This window comes from Nocardia sp. NBC_01329 (genome assembly GCF_035956715.1).
Classification (GTDB): domain Bacteria; phylum Actinomycetota; class Actinomycetes; order Mycobacteriales; family Mycobacteriaceae; genus Nocardia.
In genome coordinates this window covers 2,386,446-2,403,576 of record NZ_CP108381.1, presented here as the reverse complement: position 1 = coordinate 2,403,576, position 17,131 = coordinate 2,386,446, and the positions used below count along the sequence as shown (strand labels likewise).

The window sequence follows — 17,131 nt, the reverse complement described above, 5'->3', positions numbered from 1 at the left end:
ATGCGGACCTCTGCGGGTTCGTAGAAGACATCGCCGGGATGCAGGGACTGTGGATGGTTCGCCCTGCATGACGGCGACGATCGTCAGGGCAGTACGAAGTAGTGCCGGAGCGGTGGACTGAGCCGCCGAACCCCGATTCGGCCTGTAGCTTCCTGCGGCTCTACCAGCGTGGGGGTGGATGCCTGCCCGGCCACGTAACCGCCGGTCGTTCCCGGCTCGACCGCTCCGCCGCGATGACCATCGTCTCTACATGCCTCTCGCGGCATAGACAGCCGCCGCCCAGCTGCGCGATTTTGGCTACCAAGACAGACGGCTGGCTTGATGTGCTAAATTTTGGCTATGGTGCCAAATTCTGATCATGACGGCCAGTCGCGTTCCTTCATCGAAGAGGCGCGCCGAACTCAGATCGTGACCGCCGCCGTGGAGACCATCGCCGAGGTCGGTTACCACCGCGCGTCGATGGGCAGGATCGCCGCCCGTGCGGGGATCAGTCGCGGGCTGATCTCGTACCACTTCGCGGGGAAGTCCGAACTGATCGGGCAGGTCATGACCACCGTCTACGCCGACGGGGCCGCATTCACAGCACCGATGATCGACGCCGAAACCACGCCCACCGGCCGGTTGCGCGCCTACATCCGCTCGAACCTGGAATACATGCGCGCCCACCCGACGCGGATGGTCGCGATCGTGGAGATCGTCACCAGAGGCGGTCTGGCCGACCTGCCCGGCATCGACCCGACCGAATCCGACCGGCAGATGCTGCTGCCGCTGGTGGAACTGCTCACCGCGGGCCAGGCGGCCGGCGAGTTCCGGGAATTCGACGTAACCGTCATGGCCCGCATCGTCCGCGCCGCGATCGACGCCGTCCCCACCGCGCTTTCCCACGATCCCGACCTCGACATCGACCGCTACCTGCGGGAAATCACCACCGCCATCGACCTCGCCACCCAGCCCAGCCCACACCTGGAGAACATATGAGCCCCCTCGACGGAAAAGCCGTACTCATCACCGGCGGTGCCGGCGGAATCGGCGCCGCCATCGCCCGGCGGTTCGCCTCGCGCGGTGCCCGCGTCCTCATCGCCGATGTGGACCAGGCCGGAGCGGCCGTCGCAGCCGAGCTGGGCGGAGTGTTCGTCCACACCGACGTGACCAAGCGGACCGACAACCTCGCGGCGGTGGAGGCCGCGACCGAGCACTTCGGCGGTCTCGACATCGCGGTGCTCAACGCCGGAATCGGCGAAAAGAGCGGCTTCGTCGAGGAGTTCCGGCCCGAGCACTACCGCGACCTGGTCTCGGTGAACCTCGACGGAGTGGTCTACGGCCTGCACGCCGCGCTGGAGGTGTTCACCGCGCAGGGTTCCGGCGCGATCCTGGCCACCTCCAGCCTGGCAGGGTTGACCGAGAGCCCGATTGGACCGCTGTACGCGGCCACCAAGCACGCCGTGATCGGGCTGGTCCGGTCGGTCGCGCCCACCGTCGCCGCCCACGGCATCACCGTCAACGCCCTGTGCCCGACCTTCATCGACACCCCGATCCTCGGCGAGGCGACCCCGTTCATCACCGAGATGGGGGTGGCCGTTCTGCCACCGGAGCGGGTCGCCGAGGTCGCCGAGCTGGTGCTCACGCGCGGCGGCACCGGGCAGGCGTGGCCGGTGGTACCGCACGGCGAACCCGGGCCGTTCGTCTTCCCCGGCCTCCCGCCGATCATGACCGACCCCAACCGACAGGCCACAGCATGACGATTCTCGCCCGCACTCGCGACCTCACCCGCAGGTACGACAACAAGACCGCGCTGGACGGCGTGACCCTGGACATCCCAGCCGGACAGGTGCTCGGGCTCCTGGGCCCCAACGGCGCCGGGAAGTCCACATTGATCAATGTGATGGTCGGTCTGCTGCGCCCCAGTTCCGGCAGCGTGGAACTATGCGGCGGCGACCCTCGGAACGAGGCGACCCGCCGCGTGATCGGGGTGACGCCGCAGGAGACCGGGCTACCCGAGACTTGGCGGGTCGCCGAACTGGTGGACTTCGTCTCGGCACACTTCCCCGACCCGGTAGGCCGCACAGAACTCCTCGACCGCTTCGACCTCACCGAGTTGGCGGACCGGCAGACCGGCGGCCTTTCCGGTGGCCAACAGCGCCGGGTCGCGGTGGCGCTGGCCTTCGTGGGGCGTCCCCGGCTGGTCTTCCTCGACGAACCGACCACCGGCCTCGACGTCGACGCTCGCCGGGCTCTGTGGGACGGCATCCGGTCCTTTCACGCCGACGGCGGTGCCGTCGTGCTGACCAGCCACTACATCGAAGAGGTGGAGGCGCTGGCCGACCGGGTCGTGGTGCTGGACCACGGCCGGGTGCTGGCAGACGGCGGAGTCGCCGAGATCCGCGGCCGGGTGCGGCTCAAACGGGTCACGCTGACCGACCCGGTGCTGCCCGAACTGCGCGGGGTCACCTCGATCGAGACCGATGCCGACCGCGCCCACCTGCTCACCAACGACGCCACCGCGCTGATCCGCGAACTGGTCACCACCGGCGCGTCTTTCACCGACATCGAGATCGAATCCGCCTCGCTGGAGGACGCCTTCCTGGCGATCACCGGCGACCGGCCGATCACCTGACCCGAAAGGCCCGATCAATGTCCTCATTGACCATGACCTACACCCGGCGGAACCTCGCCGAGACCATCCGCACGCCCACGATGTTCCTGACCGTGGCACTGGTCCCGGTCGGAGTGATGGTGTTCTTCGTTGTACCTTTCATCGGACAGGACGCGGCGGCCATCACCTCGGCCGCTGGAACGCTGGTGGTGTTCGGGGTGCTGATGGCCTGCGTCGGCCACTTCAGCGTCGCGATCGCGGCACAACGGGAATCGGCCTGGGGGAACTATCTGCGCACCCTTCCGGGCGGAATCGCACCGCAGATGTTCGGCCACCTGCTGGTCGGGCTGGTGGTTGTCGCGGCGGCGATCATCCCGATCCTGCTGGTGGCCGGACTGTTCACCGCCGCCTCGGCTCCGCCGTGGCGGGTGCTGGCGGCGGCGGTGGCGCTGCTGATCGCGGTGGTGACCTTCACCCTGCTGGGGGTGGCGATGGGCTACCTGATGTCACTGCGGGTGGCCGCCATCGCGAACAGCATCGGTTTCCTTCCGCTGGCGGTGGCCGGCGGGATGTTCTTCGACCGCGCCGACACACCGTCGTTCATCACGCAGATCGCGCCTTTCGTGCCCACCCGGGGCGCGACCGACCTGGTGCTGGTCGCGCTGACCGGGGAGTCGGTGGGCCCGCTGTCACTGGTGATGCTCGCGGTGTGGATCGCGGTGTTCGCCGGGCTCACGGTCTGGGGCTACCGCCGCGACCAGATCCACCGGTTCGACTGAGACCGTCGCCCGGCTGGGCGACTCCGACCGGATACTCCGCAATCCTACGAGCGCGGGGTCCGGTGAACTCGTGAGTTCATCGGACCCCGCGTCGGCTGTATCCGGTGGCCGGGCGAGCACCCGGCCGGATGTGCAGCTCTATTACTGCTGGCGAACCTGCTGGCGAACCTGGTGGAACTGCAGCTCCCACTGCATGGCGCGATCCTGGGAGCGGGTGGACTGATCCTCGGCCTGCTGCGCCAGCTGCGCGGCCTGGTCGGCCTGGTCCTGGGCCGACTGACAGCGCTGCGCGGCCTGGTTGGCCTCGCCCTGCGCCTGCTGGGCCTGGGCCTGGGCCCGGTCGGCCTCGCTCAGTGCCTGCTGGGCCTGGTTCTGCGCCTGGATTGCCTGCTGGCGGGCCTGCTGGGCCTGGTTGTTGGCCTGGTTGGCCTGGTTCTGCGCGATCTGCGACTGGTGTTGCACCTGGCGGGACTGCTGTTGCACCTGCCGGGCGAGGTTTTGTGCCTGCTGCGCGTATTGCCGCGCGTTCTGGCATTCCTGCCGGATCTCGTCCAGGCCCATGCGCAGCATGTCCAGGCTCTGGATTTCCTGCTGACTGCTTCCGTTGCTGGAACGGGTGGCAGTACTGGTTTCTTGCGCCATCTGAGCATCCTTCCAAAGGTGGTTTGAAACGGAACGACTCGTGGAGCGCTCAATATCCTCGCACAGCACGGGGCCGTACCCGTGGTCACGTTCGGGCAAACTTCGCGGGAACAACCGCAGCTCGGACGGCATATCGCGGTTATCGGACTCGACCCCGGCATGACGCCGAGCGATACGCTCACCCGCTACATCGGCGGATGCCATACCGAGACCTCACCGTCATCCGCACCGGTACCGGCTCGCTGTCACAGTCCGAGTTTGGTGACCGCGTTGTCGGCGAGGGGGTCGGCGGTGCGGATGTAGCGGTGCACGGTGCGCGGATTGCTCCACCGTCCTTGCCGCATGATCTCGCGGTCGGCCGCGCCACCCAGCGCGGCTTGGGTGGCGAATCCGGCGCGCAGGGAATGTCCGGAGAACAATGCGGGGTCCAGGCCCGCGCGGGCTGCGTAGCGTTTGACGAGTTCGGCGACGGCTCGGCCGGACAGCGGGGACGCACCCAGTCCGCCGTGCCGGTTGATCGCGGGGAACAGCGGCTGCTGCGGTCGCAGTCGCGGGTCGGGGTGGTAGCCGTGGCAGCGATGGATGCGGGGGTCCGGGGCGGCCTGTTCCTCGACCCAGGCGCGGAGGCTGCCCGGATCACCGGTGTGCGCGGCCAGCAACCGCATCCAGTCGGTGCAGGCGCAGACGGGGCAGGTGTGTGCCTGACGGCCGCGGGGGAGCGCGACGTGTTGTTCGGTGATGCCGGTGGGGTCGGTTTTCGTGGTGGGCAGGTGGATCAGCAGGAGTGGTTCGCCGGTGCCGTGGTCGGTGCCGAAGTGGATATCGGCGATTCGCAGGCCCGCGAGTTCGCTGCGGCGCAGTGCTCCGGCGAAACCGAGGAGCAGTAGCAGGGTGTCGCGGCGCCGGGCGGGTTCGCCGGGCCAGCCGGATTCGGGTAGCCCGGCGAGCAGTTCGCCGAGGGTGTGCAGCAGGATCGGTCGTTTTCGGTTGGGCCGGCTGCGTCGGGTGCGTCGGATACCGCGCAGGGTGAGCCGGACGACGTCGCTGCGGGTGGGGGCGGGTAGTCCGTTGGCGGCGTGGACCGCGGCGATGGCGGCGGATTTCCGCTCCAGGGTGGCCGGCCCGTAGGCATAGCGGCCGTCGGGTGTGCGGGCGTCGGCGGCGGCGGCGAGGTAGACGGCGATATCGAGTGGGTCGGCGGGAAGTGCGCAGCGGTTCTCGGTGGTGCACCAGGCGGCCCAGGCCGTCCAGTCGGTGCGGTATGCGCGCAGGGTGTTGGGGGATTGGGAGGCGGTGAGGTAGCGGCCGAGCGCGGTGGCCTGTTCGCTGTCGAAGCGTTCGCGTACCTGTCGCAGGGCGGCGGTGTCGACGAGGACGCTGGTGACGCCGCGGCGCAGTTCGGTGCGGACGGTATCCGGCAGTGCGAGGTCGGTGTCGTATTCGGTCACGTGGGCCCCTCGGTAATTTCGTAGCAGAATTCGTTTGGTTGCGGTGAACGTAACGAAACGTATTGCAGATCAGCCGTTCTCCACACACTCTACAATCCTGACCTCCGATAATGTTCACTTATCGGAGGTCAGACCAAACCCGGTCTCCGAAGGCCTTCCGGCGACTCTCGCTATTGTGTTTCGTGTAAATACGTAGTGCGCAAACGAAACAACGCTACGATTCTCCAGTGCCCACAGTTTGCAACTACCCTGGCTGCGCCCGCCCCCTCGCCAAGCCCACCGGCCCCGGCCGACCCTCCGAATACTGCGAACTCTCGGACCACACGCGTTGGCGCGCATGGCGGGAACGGCAGCGTCTACAACAAGAGGCGGACAGCCCAACCGAAAACGTCACTGTGACATCACAGGGTCCGGTAACCACCGCCCGACTGCGCGCCGATGAACTACTCACCCAATTCCGCACTCTCGCCGACCAACTCGGCAACACGCTCACCGCTGCCGTCACCGAAATGAGCACTCTCGCCGACCCGTCCGCTGCCGAGGCGCAAGTCCAGGCGGTCCAGGCAGACGCGGCACGCCGGATCGCCGAAGCCGAAATGGCCGCAGCCGCAGCCGAACAGTCACGACGGGAAGCGCACGAGGCCCGGGACCGGGCCGAAGAAGCTGCCGAGGACGCGGCCTATGCCGCCGAGGCCGCCGAAACGAGCATCGCTGCCGCGGATACCCGCACGTCCGAGGCCGTACGCGACCGCGACGAAGCGCTACGTGAGGTCGAAAAGATCACCGCCCGCGCCGCCGAGGACGTTTTCGCTGCCCGTAGCGCCGCCGAAGCCGAGATCCGCGCCGCGCGCAACGAATCGGCGGAAGAGCAGCAGCGGTTGCGCGACAACTGCGCTCAGGAAATCGAGCGAGCGCAGCGCGCGGCCGAGGCGGAGATCGAACGGATGCGCCGCGAATCCGCCCAACGCGAATCCGCGGCGGCGGCAGAACGCGACCTCGCCGTCCAGCGTGCCGCCGATACCGAGCGCGCCCTCGAACGTGCCGAACAGTCGGCCACCGAACGCGCCGAGACCGCCCAGGAGATGAGGGCGGAACTGCATCGCCTGCGAGCGGATACCGACCGGCTCCGCAACGAATCCGCCGAATTCCGCCGCACCGCCGCCGCTGAACTCACGGCCGCGCGCACCGAAGCCGGCGACCGGTTGGAGAAGGCACGCGCGGAGGCCGCGCAGCGTCTGGACGCGCTGGAACACGCGCGGATTCAGACCCTTGCCCGCGCCGAACGCGCCGAACGTCAGCTCGATGCTCTGTTCGCCGAACACGGGCCGCACACCCCGCAGATACCGGTGCCGGTCGGCGACGCGGGCTGACGGAGGAGCACAATCTCCGGTATGGCTGTCATCCACCGCACGACCATGGAACCGACGAAAATCGAGCTGCTCGGCCGTTGGCTCCCGAGTCGCCCGTGGTATTCGGGTCCCGGCAGAGCGGAGAGCCTACGCAGAGTGGGCGGCTTCCGTCTCGACGACCCGACCGGCGCGGTGGGGATCGAGATGCTGGTGGTGACCGATATCGGCAGCGCCGAGCCGATCACGTATTTCGTACCGCTGAGCTATCGGGACGCCGAACTGGAGACCGAGGCCGATGCGCTGCTGGACACCGCGGAACACGGGGTGCTGGGCACGCGCTGGATCTACGACGGCGCTCGGGATCCGGTGGCCGTCGACCGGATGGTGGCATTGCTGGCAGGTGGGGCGCAGGCACAGCACGGCACCGACAGCGATACTCCCGACATGGGTGTTCTGGTGGCCGCCGCCGATCTGCCCGCCGACGGTTCGGCGCTGGTATCGGCGGCCGAGAACCCGGCGGGCACCGATATCACCGTCACCGGCGGCCAGTTGCGCGTGCACCGGGTGCTGGGCCGGTCCGAGCCTGTCCTGCGTACCGGGCAGGTGGTCGTGCCGTGGACCGCGCCCGATGGGAGCACGGTTCGCAGCGTGGTCCTGTCGGAGCTCCGCTGAGGCGGAGACGCAATGCGATAGGCCGCACCGTTGCGGCGCCCGCCGGGGAACCGGTGGGCGCCGCACTGTCGCGAGTTACTTCACGTACACCGTGTCGTAGAACTGCATCGCCGCCGCGATTCCGACGGGCACCCCGATCAGGACCACGCCTGCGGCGACACCGAGGGTGACGCCGGCCGCGGCCCCGGTGATACACAACCCGATCGGTCCGACGAAGAAGGTCGGAACCACCAGTGGTGCGCCGATGATCGCTCCGGCGACGCAGCCGAGGGCGCCGCCGATGAGACTGCCCAGCAGGGTGCCGATTCCGGTGGCCAGACCGAACTGGGTGGCCGCCGTGCTCAGTGCGCTGTCGAAGTCCTCGGCGCCGACCGGTTGCAGCATGGCGGCCGGGCGGGCCTGCGCGGGATCGGTGCTGGGTGTGAAGGTGGCGGTGTTCCCGTCGACCTTGGCCGCGATCGGCCATTCCTTCCCGTCTTTGAGGTAGGTGAGGGGCAGACCGGCGACAAGGTGTCCCTGGTCGTCGAGGACCTGGAACTGGTTGCCCTGCACGGTGAGGGATCCGCCTTCGGTGCGCAGCACGACCGAACTGTCGACGACGCTCGCGGTGTAGTGGATACCCGGCATGATGTCGGTCTGCAGCGTAGAGCCGTTATCGGGCGCGGTGGGAACCGGCGCGGCGTAGGAGGTGGCGGAGGCGGCGCCGAGAGCGGCGACGGCGAGCAGGGAAGCGGCGATATACCGGCGAGTTTGCATCTGTCTACAGCCTTTGTCTTGCAGCAAATGGACATCGAGCTGCCCTCTGCGGAGGTCTCTCATCCAGGGGGTGTACTCGGTGGGTCCGTACCGGCATACGCACCCGCCAGACGATGGTGTGCGCGCAGTGTTGCCCTCCCGGTACCCGGGGCGTTCCCGTCTCGTTAACGGGTCCACGAAATGTTGTGGTCACGTTAACGTTTCGCCGCCCCGACATCACATGCGCAGCGGCAGACCGGCTTCCGTCCGCGCGACCCGGTCCGCGTGCACGATATGGGCCTGTTCCAGTAGCGCCATCAGTTCGGTTTCGCCTTCCCGGATACGGCGCGTGTATTTACGGGGGAGCGCGGCGATCGTGTCCTCTTCGGCGGCCATCTTCGTGTAGGTCCGTTCACGCAACGCCTGATCGGCTTCGTAGCCGAGGTCGAGATACCGGGTGGCGTGCCTGCGGGCATTGGCTACCGCGGTCTGGGCGCGCCCCGCCGGGCTGAGCAGCGATGCCGCGACCGTCACCAGCAGCACCGCCACGATCACCGCCAGCGACGCGGCGGTGGATATCTCGGTGACCGGCACCGGGTCCCCGTTGTTGATGAACGGCACACTGTTCTCGTGCAAGGCGTGCAGGACGAGTTTCACGCCGATGAAAGCCAGGATCGCGGCCAGACCGAAGCCCAGATAGATCAACCGATCCAACAGGCCTTCGAGCAGGAAGAACAGTTGACGCAGGCCGAGCAGGGAGAACGCGGTGGCGGTGAAGACGAGGAACACGTTCTGGGTGAGACCGAAGATGGCGGGGATCGAATCCAGGGCGAACAGTACATCGGTGGCGCCGATGGCGACCATGGCCAGCAGCATCGGAGTCAGCCGTTTGCGGCCGTCGATCACGGTGACCAATTTGTCGCTGTCGTAGCTGTCGGTGGTACGCAGGAACCGGCGGGCCAGTCGCAGGACGAACGTATCGCCGGAATGGCTGTCCTCACTCTCCGGTTTCAGCATGTTCCCCGCGGTGATCAGTAGCGCGGCCCCGAACACATAGAACACCCACGAGAACCGGCTGATGAGGGTGGCGCCGACGAAGATGAATCCGGTGCGCACCACCAGCGAGAACACGATCCCGACCAACAGCACCTTCTGCTGGGCCGCGCTCGGCACCCGGAAGGTGGTCAAGATGATGAGGAAGACGAACAGGTTGTCCACCGACAGGGCCTTCTCGGTGATGTAGCCGGCGAAGTATTCGACCCCCATGGTCGTCCCGCCGAACACCCACACTCCGAAACCGAACGCGACGGCGACACCGACATAGGCCGCCGACCAGATCGCGGCCTCGGTCAGCGACGGAGTGTGCGCGCTGCGGACATGGAAGAAGAAATCGAACAGCAGCAGAGCGGCGATCAGCACGAGTGCACACACCCAAGCCAGCGCGGGAACGGTCACATCGGTCTCCTGCCCGGTGCGTGGGTGCGGGACTGGGGCGACTGTAGCGCCGGAATCACGCCCTGCCGGGTTTGTGCAGGTGGTGTCGTGGGGTCGCCGTGGCGCCCGGGTTGCTCTGTGTCCCGATCGGACCGGGCGACCGGGACCTGGGTGAACGTGATCCGGTTGACGGTCACTTCGGCGAATCGCGGCAACCGTTGGGCAATCCGAGGTGTAGACCCATATCATTCTGCTATGCCGACCTACGAGGAAGCGGAGGCCGCTCCGGTGTTCGGTCGCGGTGTCCGCCAGACAATGCTGGCGATGGGGGTCTGTTCGGTGGTGATCGGGGTGGCGACGGTGCTCTGGCCGGACAAATCCCTGGGTACGGTCGGCAACCTGTTCATGTTCTCGCTGTTGTGCGGCGCGGTGACCCTGGCCGCAGTGGCGTTCGGCAGCCGGCTGGGCCGATTCCCGCGGGCGTTGCTGCTGCTCGCCGCGCTGGTATCGCTGTTGACGGCGGCTCTGTGTTTTCGGGCGGGCGACTGGACGCTGTTGCTGGCGATGTGGCTGGGGCTGGCGTGGTCGGTACGGGGGATCGCGCACGCGGTGGCGGGGGTGTGGGACGACGATGAGGTGACCGGCAGCGGGAAACAGGAAGTGTTCGGTCTGATGACGCTCACCGCCGGGCTGGTGATCGCGATCGCGCCGTTCGACGATATCGCGACACTGGCTCTCGTCGCGGGCTGCTGCATCACGGCGTTCGGGGTGCTGGAGGTGTGGACCGCCGTTCGTTCACCGGCAGCGATCCGTGGTGCGGGCTCCGGGTGGCAGACACCGGACGAGCATCTGACGACGGTGATCGCGAGTGCGGGAGGTTCCGGGGGACGCACCCGAGACTGAGGCGCCGGACGAGCCCCGATTTCGATACTCTTCCAGGTATGGCGATCATTACGAGCCATCGGATCATGCGCTTGCGTGCCCTCATCGAGCACCCCAATACCGGCGCCGACGAACGCGCGACCGCACAGCGCATGCTGGATCGGATGCTGGACCGCTCCGGCTATTCGGCGACCGGTGACCGCACGTACGGGAATCGTCATCACCGCGTCGGTAAACATGCCGCGCTGCCGTCGGTGGCCGAGATGATCCGGGCCGATATCGCGCTCGGCCGCATCATGTTCGCCCCGCAGACCCGCCTCGGCGAGCCGGCGATACGGGATCCGCTCGGTGACGCGCCGGTGCAGATCGAGATCACAGTGGACCTACCTCATCACGGGTGCATCGATATCACGATCGACAACGTTCCGCGGGAGTGGGGCTGGGTGATCGAGGACAGCATCGAATGCGTCAGTCCGCAGTTGCAGGAGCTGGCGACCGAGCTGGCCGATATCATGAACGGCTACAACTGCGATGGCAGCGATATCGCGAAACGTTTCTTCGGCCGGGTGCGGATCCCGGATTACACCCTGGTCTGGTAGCGGCCCGGCTGGTGGACGAGTACCGGCTCTTCGTCGGCCGGGTACTCGTGGGCGGATTCTTCGCGCAGATCCACCATGCGGAATTGTTCAGGTGGGCCAGTTGAATTCGGGGTCGCGGGCGTAGTCCTGGCGCCGCTGGTCCAGGGCGATGGCCACCATCTGCTGAGCGCCGGGTCCGATGATCTTGCGCAGTGGCGGGTCGGGAAGATTCACCAGTTCCAGGACGGCGGCCGCGGCGACAGCCGGGTCGGCGTCCACCCATTCCGCCTCCTCGGTTCCCTCGGCGGCAGCCGGTTCGGTCGCGACAGCGCGCGGATCGGGGTAGTCCGCCGTGCCGAGTGTCGCGGTGCGCAGATCGGCGTAGACGGGATTCGCGGTCGCGAAACGCATACTCGATCCGGCCCAGTCGGTGGCGAATCCGCCCAGCTGCGCGATCGTGACCGCGATACCGAAGGGGCGGAGTTCATCGGCGAGTGCCGCGCTGAACCCTTCCAGCGCCCATTTCCCGGCGTTGTACATACCGAACAGCGGCATACTGCCGACCGCTCCGACGGTGGATATCTGCACGATATGGCCGTGTCCTCGGTTGCGCAGATGAGGGGCTGCGGCTTGGGATACCCAGACGGCGCCGTAGAAGTTGGTATCCATCTGGTCGCGGATCTGGGATTCGGAGAATTCCTCGATGGCGCCGACGAGTCCGTATCCGGCGTTGTTGACGATGATGTCGAGCGAGCCGGTGGCCGCTATGGCCTTGTCCACGGTCGCGCGCACATCGTCGCGGTCGCGGACGTCGAGGGGGAGGACCGTGAGCCGGTCCTGGGCGAGATCCTCCAGGGTGCGGGGGTCGCGGGCTGTTCCCACCACGTGGTCGCCGTGGGCGAGTGCCGCTTCGGTGAAGGCGCGGCCCAGACCGCGGTTGGCGCCGGTGATAAACCATGTTCTGGTCACAAGGACCCCTTTCGGAACGAGACGTTTCGTCTCGCCAAGAGTGACAGCGAGCGTGTTCATTGTCAAGACGAGACGTTCCGTCTCGCTGATGCTAAGGTCGGCCCATGGCAGAGACTCCGGCCACGCGCCGCAGCCACCGGGCCCGCACTGCGATCCTCACCGCGACCGCCGACCTCATCGGCGAGATCCCCTACGCCAAGCTCACCGTCGAGGCCATCGCGGCCCGCGCCGGAGTCGGTAAACAGACCATCTACCGGTGGTGGCCGTCGAAGGGGGCGGTGGTGTTCGAAGCCATGCTGGAATCCGACGCCGGCCCCGAAGGGCTCGCCCTCCCGGATACCGGCGATATCGACTCCGACCTGCGCACGCTGTTGCGTGGCTCGGTCGAGACGCTCACCGACCCCCGGACCGCAGCTTTCCTGCGCGCGATGTCGGTGGAGATCCAGCAGGACGCCGACCTCGCCGCCACCTATCGGGAACGTCTGCTGCTGCCACAGCGCGCCGCCGTCGCCACCCGGCTGACCTCCGCGATCGAAGCGGGGGAGTTGCGGCCGGACCTCGATCTCGAACTCGCGATCGATCTGCTGTTGGGTCCCGTTCAGACCCGCTGGTCACTCGGACTCGGCGGCCTCACGCCCGCCTACGCCGACGCCGTCCTGGCAGCGGCCCTCCACTGCCTGCGTGCCTGAGCCGCCACGACCCGTACACAGCGGAGCGCCCGGGAGTCGGAGGACTTCCGGGCGCTCCGCTACTGCTATCCGGTCACGCAGTCCGGATCAGACCAGATCGAACCGGTCCGCATTGATCACCTTGTTCCAGGCCGATACGAAATCGCGCACGAACTTTTCCTTCGCGTCGTCGGCCGCGTACACCTCGGCCACCGCGCGCAGTTCGGAGTTCGAGCCGAACAGCAGGTCGTAGCGAGTACCGGTCCACTTGACCTCGCCGGTCACGGTATCGCGGGCCTCGAAGGTCTCCTGGGACTCGTCGGTGGACTTCCACTCGATACCCATATCGAGCAGGTTCACGAAGAAGTCGTTGGTGAGTGTCCCGACCTTGTCGGTGAACGCCCCCTGCTCGGACTGCTTGTAGTTCGCACCCAGCACTCGCAGGCCACCGATGAGCACGGTCAGTTCCGGAGCGGTCACACCGAGGAGGTTCGCGCGATCGATCAGCAGGTGCTCCGACGGCAGCCGGTGACCTTTACCGATGTAGTTGCGGAAACCGTCGGCGCGGGGTTCGAGTACCGCGAAGGAATCCACATCGGTCTGCTCCTGCAGCGCGTCGTTGCGCCCGGGCGCCACCGGCACGGTGACCTGCACGCCCGCCGCCTTCGCGGCCTGCTCGACACCGGCGGCACCGGCGATCACGATCAGATCGGCCAGCGACACCTTCTTACTGCCGGACTGGGCGCCGTTGAACGACTCCCGGACCTTCTCCAGCGCGCTCAGCACGGTCGCCAGCTGCTCGGGTTCGTTGATATCCCAGCTCTTCTGCGGTTCCAGCCGGATGCGGGCACCGTTGGCACCGCCGCGCTTATCGCTGGACCGGAACGTCGAGGCCGAGGCCCACGCGGTGGACACCAGCTGCGGAACGGTCAGGCCGGTGGCCAGGACCTGTTCCTTGAGCGCGGCGATATCGGCTTCGTCGATCACCTCGAAGTCCACGGCCGGGATCGGGTCCTGCCAGAGCAGGACCTCGGAGGGGACCTCCGCACCCAGGTAGCGCTCGACCGGGCCCATATCGCGGTGGGTCAGCTTGTACCAGGCGCGAGCGAAAGCGTCCGCGAACTGGTCCGGATTCTCCAGGAAGCGGCGCGAGATCGGCTCGAACTCCGGGTCGAACCGCAGCGCGAGGTCGGTGGTCAGCATCATCGGCTTCTTGCGCCCGGCCGGGTCGTGCGCGTCGGGGATGATCTCTTCGGCATCCTTGGCGATCCACTGGTTGGCACCGGCCGGGCTCTTGGTGAGTTCCCACTCGTAGCCGAAGAGGATCTCGAAGAAATCGTTCGTCCACTGCGTCGGTTTGGTGGTCCAGGTGACCTCCAGACCGCTGGTGATCGCGTCGCCGCCCTTACCGGAACTGTGCGTGCTCTTCCAACCGAAGCCCTGCTGCTCGATGAGCCCGCCCTCGGGCTCGGCACCGACGAGTGCGGCGTCACCGGCGCCGTGGCCCTTGCCGAAGGTGTGACCGCCGGCGATGAGCGCGATGGTCTCCTCATGGTCCATCCCCATCCGGGCGAAGGTTTCCTTGATGTCCACGGCCGCGGCCAGCGGATCGGGGTTGCCGTTCGGGCCTTCGGGATTGACGTAGATCAGACCCATCTGGACCGCGCCCAGCGAGTTCTCCAGATCGCGTTCCCCGCTGTAGCGCTCGTCGTCGAGCCAGCCCGTTTCCGGGCCCCAGTAGACGTCCTCGTCCGGCTCCCACAGATCGGCACGCCCACCGGCGAAGCCGTAGGTCTCGAAGCCCATGGATTCCAGCGCGACGTTACCGGTGAAGATCATGAGGTCGGCCCAGGACAGCTTCTTGCCGTACTTCTTCTTGACCGGCCACAGCAGCCGGCGGGCCTTGTCCAGGTTGCCGTTGTCGGGCCAGCTGTTCAGGGGCGCGAAACGCTGCATACCGCCACCGGCGCCGCCGCGACCGTCGCTGGTGCGGTAGGTGCCGGCGCTGTGCCAGGCCATGCGGATCATCAGCGGGCCGTAGTGACCGAAGTCGGCGGGCCACCAGTCCTGCGAGTCGGTCAGGATCGCGGTGATATCGCGGCGGACCTCGTTCAGGTCGAGAGTCTTGAACTCCGTCGCGTAATCGAAGTCGGGCTCCATCGGATCGGAGGCGGGCGCGTTCTTGCGCAGGATCTTCAGGTTGAGCTGGTTCGGCCACCAGTCACGGTTGCCGGCACCCGTCGTGGGGTGTTTGGCTGCGAACGGGCACTGGCCTGTGGTGCTGTCGGGCACTGCGTTCCTTCCGGTGAACGTCGGTCATTTCGGGCTGGGCGATACAGAACAGTCGGGGCACAGACCCCAGTAGATGACCTCGGCTTCTTCGATGGTGAAACCGTGGTCGTCGGCGGCGGTCAGGCACGGGGCGGGGCCGGTGGCGCAGTCGACGTCGGCGATCGCGCCGCAGGACCGGCATACGAGATGGTGGTGGTTGTCGGCGACCCGCGTTTCGTATCGGGCCACCGAACCGGTGGGCTGGATGCGACGCAGGAGACCGGCGGCCGTCAGCGCCCGTAGCACGTCGTAGACGGCCTGGTGGGAGACGGCTCCCAGGGATTCACGTACCCGGCCGATGATCGCGTCGGTATCGGAGTGCGGGCTTTCGTGTACCGCGCTCAGCACCGCCAGACGCGGCGCGGTCACACGGAGCGCGACTTCGCGCAACATGTTCTCGAACTCCGCGGTCGTGGTCACGAATCGGAGCTTACCGCTTTTCTTGAATGAATCAAGTATCAGTTTGCATCAAGAGTTTGGCTCTATCAAGAAAATCCTGCTCAGCGGAGACACGGCGGATGCCATGCCCCCAGCACGTCGTGAACGACTCCGATCCGCCCGGGAGGAGCAGGATATATGCGTTCCACAGTCCGCCGCAGGGTTATCGCCCTAATCGGTGCGGCCGCCATCGGCTGCGCCGTCCCCGTCGCGACAGCGACCGCCCAGCCCACCTACTACGACCCCGAGATCGGCCATTGCGGGCATCCGTTCCGGGCTCCGCCGGACGCTCCCCGCGCCGGCGCGGCGGTGTACCGGGCAGGCGTGCCGGCGACCGGACACCACACGACGGACAGTGCATTCTCGCTGCGGTAATACCGGGGTATTATCGTGTGCAGTCGTGGAGTACGAATGGCACGCGTCCAGCGCACCGTTCCTTCGACACTTCGAGGTCGCGGCCTGGGAAGTGGTGGAGGTGCTGTACTCGCCGCGGCGGTGGTCGCGTCCGGCGACCACCGCTCAGGCACTGGCGGTGCTCACCGTCTGGGGCCGCACCGAGGACGGGCGGCCACTGGTGGTGGTTCTGCGACCGCGTTCGTACCCCGACCGGTGGCAGATCCTCATGGCCGCACCCATGGGGTCACGTCAGCTCGCCGAATTCACCGCATGGGAGGCGACCCGAGATGAATAACGAACACGAACCCGGTTTTCCGCGCAGCGCCGCCGAAGCCGAACAGTTCCTCGACGAGTTGGCTTTCGACGACACCGTTCAGGTGCCACCGCTCCCGCCGGCCACCGACGAGATCGAGCGCGGCATGGTCACGACCTCGCTCAAGCTGCCGCAGGATATGCGCGACCGCATACGCGAGGCCGCCGCGGCGCACTGCATCACGCCGTCGATGCTGATCCGCCAGTACATCGAACTGGGCCTGTCCAGTGAACAGCCCGAACGCATGATCCCGCTGTCGGATGCCATCCGCGTGCTGTCCAGCCTCCGGCCCACCGCCTGAGCCGAGACTCCGCCACGGGGTTGCGCGCAGTGACCGCGCACGGCCCCCACCCGGCCCGTAGCGGGCTGCGCCCTGCGCCCGGCCTCCCGGTGACCCCACACCTCCCGGACTCCACCGAGTGGGCCGCGCACCCTCGGTGGGTTCCCGGGATCGGTCAGCGCGTCGATCGACGAGTTCCGATAAATTTCGGGACGGTCTACGATTGATTCGGACGCCGGAGTATAAAATTCGCAGACTGCGCCCTTCGCCCCGCTCTCCGCAGGGGTCAGGGAATCGTCGTTGCGGACCTCGCTCAACCTCGCTTACTATGGCGTTCCGAAGCTGGTCGTCGAGATTATCGGAATGCACTTCGGCGACTGCCGGTCCGATTGCCGGAAATGCGGCAGGTCGGCACAACAATGGGTTCTCCCGATTGTCGGGGTTGCGGGGAATCCACCGGAAAAACCTGCACCAAGGTAAGCCACGGCCAGAAGGCGATTTGGTGAAACCGATGAATACCGACAGCGTTCACCTCCCGCTCACCGAACCCGACTCGGTTCCGAGCCACATTCGTGACCTGCATGTATCCCACTTTCGGGACGGTAACGATGCGTGCACGCACAG

At 67.1% G+C, this 17,131-nt stretch carries 19 protein-coding genes; 12 read left to right on the top strand and 7 right to left on the bottom strand.

What is annotated here, in order from left to right; genetic code table 11:
- Positions 1-339 precede the first annotated feature (339 nt).
- The 4 genes from OG405_RS11210 to OG405_RS11195 are packed head-to-tail and all read left to right on the top strand — an operon-like array spanning position 340 to position 3,372.
- Positions 340-978 carry a TetR/AcrR family transcriptional regulator gene (locus tag OG405_RS11210; protein WP_327151561.1) on the top strand — a complete coding sequence of 213 codons (639 nt, stop codon included), beginning with the start codon at positions 340-342 and terminating at the stop codon, positions 976-978.
- Positions 975-1,739: an SDR family NAD(P)-dependent oxidoreductase gene (locus tag OG405_RS11205; RefSeq protein WP_327151560.1), complete on the top strand. Its 765-nt coding sequence runs from the start codon at positions 975-977 to the stop codon at positions 1,737-1,739. The genes OG405_RS11210 and OG405_RS11205 overlap by 4 nt, the downstream gene beginning before the upstream one ends.
- Positions 1,736-2,614: an ABC transporter ATP-binding protein gene (locus tag OG405_RS11200; RefSeq protein ID WP_327151559.1), complete on the top strand. Its 879-nt coding sequence runs from the start codon at positions 1,736-1,738 to the stop codon at positions 2,612-2,614. The genes OG405_RS11205 and OG405_RS11200 overlap by 4 nt, the downstream gene beginning before the upstream one ends.
- Before the next feature lie 17 nt (positions 2,615-2,631).
- Positions 2,632-3,372 carry an ABC transporter permease gene (locus OG405_RS11195; protein WP_327151558.1) on the top strand — a complete coding sequence of 247 codons (741 nt, stop codon included), beginning with the start codon at positions 2,632-2,634 and terminating at the stop codon, positions 3,370-3,372.
- A gap of 141 nt (positions 3,373-3,513) precedes the next feature.
- On the opposite strand, the gene OG405_RS11190 is transcribed toward OG405_RS11195, so the two are convergent.
- Together OG405_RS11190 and OG405_RS11185 are read right to left on the bottom strand one after the other, a co-directional pair.
- Complete coding sequence (locus OG405_RS11190; protein ID WP_327151557.1) at positions 3,514-4,014, bottom strand: hypothetical protein; 501 nt, start codon at positions 4,012-4,014, stop codon at positions 3,514-3,516.
- 245 nt (positions 4,015-4,259) lie between these two features.
- On the bottom strand, positions 4,260-5,462 hold the full coding sequence (locus tag OG405_RS11185; RefSeq protein ID WP_327151556.1) for a site-specific integrase: 1,203 nt from the start codon (positions 5,460-5,462) through the stop codon (positions 4,260-4,262).
- Positions 5,463-5,857: 395 nt separating this feature from the next.
- On the opposite strand from OG405_RS11185, the gene OG405_RS11180 reads away from it, so the two are divergent.
- Positions 5,858-6,832, top strand: a complete 975-nt coding sequence (locus OG405_RS11180) for a hypothetical protein (protein WP_327151555.1) — start codon at positions 5,858-5,860, stop codon at positions 6,830-6,832.
- A 21-nt stretch (positions 6,833-6,853) separates the two neighbouring features.
- Positions 6,854-7,483: a maltokinase N-terminal cap-like domain-containing protein gene (locus OG405_RS11175; RefSeq protein WP_327151554.1), complete on the top strand. Its 630-nt coding sequence runs from the start codon at positions 6,854-6,856 to the stop codon at positions 7,481-7,483.
- A 75-nt stretch (positions 7,484-7,558) separates the two neighbouring features.
- On the opposite strand, the gene OG405_RS11170 is transcribed toward OG405_RS11175, so the two are convergent.
- Both OG405_RS11170 and OG405_RS11165 read right to left on the bottom strand, forming a co-directional pair.
- Positions 7,559-8,239, bottom strand: coding sequence for a hypothetical protein (locus tag OG405_RS11170; protein WP_327151553.1), 681 nt, complete (start codon positions 8,237-8,239; stop codon positions 7,559-7,561).
- A gap of 216 nt (positions 8,240-8,455) precedes the next feature.
- A complete protein-coding gene (locus tag OG405_RS11165) occupies positions 8,456-9,673 on the bottom strand; it encodes a TerC family protein (protein WP_327151552.1) in 1,218 nt (405 codons plus the stop codon).
- A gap of 234 nt (positions 9,674-9,907) precedes the next feature.
- On the opposite strand from OG405_RS11165, the gene OG405_RS11160 reads away from it, so the two are divergent.
- Complete coding sequence (locus OG405_RS11160; RefSeq protein WP_327151551.1) at positions 9,908-10,555, top strand: DUF308 domain-containing protein; 648 nt, start codon at positions 9,908-9,910, stop codon at positions 10,553-10,555.
- 38 nt (positions 10,556-10,593) lie between these two features.
- Positions 10,594-11,133: a hypothetical protein gene (locus tag OG405_RS11155; RefSeq protein WP_327151550.1), complete on the top strand. Its 540-nt coding sequence runs from the start codon at positions 10,594-10,596 to the stop codon at positions 11,131-11,133.
- An 87-nt stretch (positions 11,134-11,220) separates the two neighbouring features.
- Here the strand turns inward: OG405_RS11155 and OG405_RS11150 are convergent, their stop codons facing one another.
- On the bottom strand, positions 11,221-12,081 hold the full coding sequence (locus tag OG405_RS11150) for an SDR family NAD(P)-dependent oxidoreductase (protein WP_327151549.1): 861 nt from the start codon (positions 12,079-12,081) through the stop codon (positions 11,221-11,223).
- A 104-nt stretch (positions 12,082-12,185) separates the two neighbouring features.
- Between OG405_RS11150 and OG405_RS11145 the strand changes: the two genes are divergently transcribed.
- Positions 12,186-12,770 (top strand): TetR/AcrR family transcriptional regulator, encoded by a 585-nt coding sequence (locus tag OG405_RS11145; protein ID WP_327151548.1) that lies wholly within the window; start codon positions 12,186-12,188, stop codon positions 12,768-12,770.
- Positions 12,771-12,857: 87 nt separating this feature from the next.
- Here OG405_RS11145 and katG read toward each other — a convergent pair whose 3' ends face one another.
- Both katG and OG405_RS11135 read right to left on the bottom strand, forming a co-directional pair.
- Positions 12,858-15,041, bottom strand: coding sequence for a catalase/peroxidase HPI (katG, locus tag OG405_RS11140; protein WP_327151547.1), 2,184 nt, complete (start codon positions 15,039-15,041; stop codon positions 12,858-12,860).
- 24 nt (positions 15,042-15,065) lie between these two features.
- Positions 15,066-15,473, bottom strand: a complete 408-nt coding sequence (locus tag OG405_RS11135) for a Fur family transcriptional regulator (protein ID WP_442790746.1) — start codon at positions 15,471-15,473, stop codon at positions 15,066-15,068.
- 183 nt (positions 15,474-15,656) lie between these two features.
- Here OG405_RS11135 and OG405_RS11130 point away from each other — a divergent pair, with 183 nt between their 5' ends.
- Genes OG405_RS11130 through OG405_RS11120 form a run of 3 tightly spaced genes read left to right on the top strand, consistent with a single transcriptional unit; the run spans position 15,657 to position 16,528 of the window.
- Complete coding sequence (locus tag OG405_RS11130) at positions 15,657-15,893, top strand: hypothetical protein (RefSeq protein ID WP_327151545.1); 237 nt, start codon at positions 15,657-15,659, stop codon at positions 15,891-15,893.
- A gap of 25 nt (positions 15,894-15,918) precedes the next feature.
- The gene (locus tag OG405_RS11125; RefSeq protein WP_327151544.1) at positions 15,919-16,209 is read left to right on the top strand and encodes a hypothetical protein; all 291 of its coding nucleotides are present in this window, start codon (positions 15,919-15,921) and stop codon (positions 16,207-16,209) included.
- Entirely contained in the window at positions 16,202-16,528 is a 327-nt protein-coding gene (locus OG405_RS11120; protein WP_327151543.1) for a hypothetical protein, read from the top strand. The genes OG405_RS11125 and OG405_RS11120 overlap by 8 nt, the downstream gene beginning before the upstream one ends.
- Positions 16,529-17,131: the final 603 nt, after the last annotated feature.

Excerpts from the sequence above, each read along its gene's own strand:
- OG405_RS11190 (WP_327151557.1), bottom strand. The coding sequence starts at position 4,014 with ATGGCGCAAGAAACCAGTACTGCCACCCGTTCCAGCAACGGAAGCAGT.
- OG405_RS11130 (WP_327151545.1), top strand. The coding sequence starts at position 15,657 with ATGCGTTCCACAGTCCGCCGCAGGGTTATCGCCCTAATCGGTGCGGCC.
- OG405_RS11195 (WP_327151558.1), top strand. The coding sequence starts at position 2,632 with ATGTCCTCATTGACCATGACCTACACCCGGCGGAACCTCGCCGAGACC.
- OG405_RS11160 (WP_327151551.1), top strand. The coding sequence starts at position 9,908 with ATGCCGACCTACGAGGAAGCGGAGGCCGCTCCGGTGTTCGGTCGCGGT.
- OG405_RS11175 (WP_327151554.1), top strand. The coding sequence starts at position 6,854 with ATGGCTGTCATCCACCGCACGACCATGGAACCGACGAAAATCGAGCTG.
- OG405_RS11135 (WP_442790746.1), bottom strand. The coding sequence starts at position 15,473 with ATGTTGCGCGAAGTCGCGCTCCGTGTGACCGCGCCGCGTCTGGCGGTG.
- OG405_RS11120 (WP_327151543.1), top strand. The coding sequence starts at position 16,202 with ATGAATAACGAACACGAACCCGGTTTTCCGCGCAGCGCCGCCGAAGCC.
- OG405_RS11200 (WP_327151559.1), top strand. The coding sequence starts at position 1,736 with ATGACGATTCTCGCCCGCACTCGCGACCTCACCCGCAGGTACGACAAC.
- OG405_RS11170 (WP_327151553.1), bottom strand. The coding sequence starts at position 8,239 with ATGCAAACTCGCCGGTATATCGCCGCTTCCCTGCTCGCCGTCGCCGCT.
- OG405_RS11205 (WP_327151560.1), top strand. The coding sequence starts at position 975 with ATGAGCCCCCTCGACGGAAAAGCCGTACTCATCACCGGCGGTGCCGGC.
- OG405_RS11145 (WP_327151548.1), top strand. The coding sequence starts at position 12,186 with ATGGCAGAGACTCCGGCCACGCGCCGCAGCCACCGGGCCCGCACTGCG.
- OG405_RS11210 (WP_327151561.1), top strand. The coding sequence starts at position 340 with ATGGTGCCAAATTCTGATCATGACGGCCAGTCGCGTTCCTTCATCGAA.
- OG405_RS11155 (WP_327151550.1), top strand. The coding sequence starts at position 10,594 with ATGGCGATCATTACGAGCCATCGGATCATGCGCTTGCGTGCCCTCATC.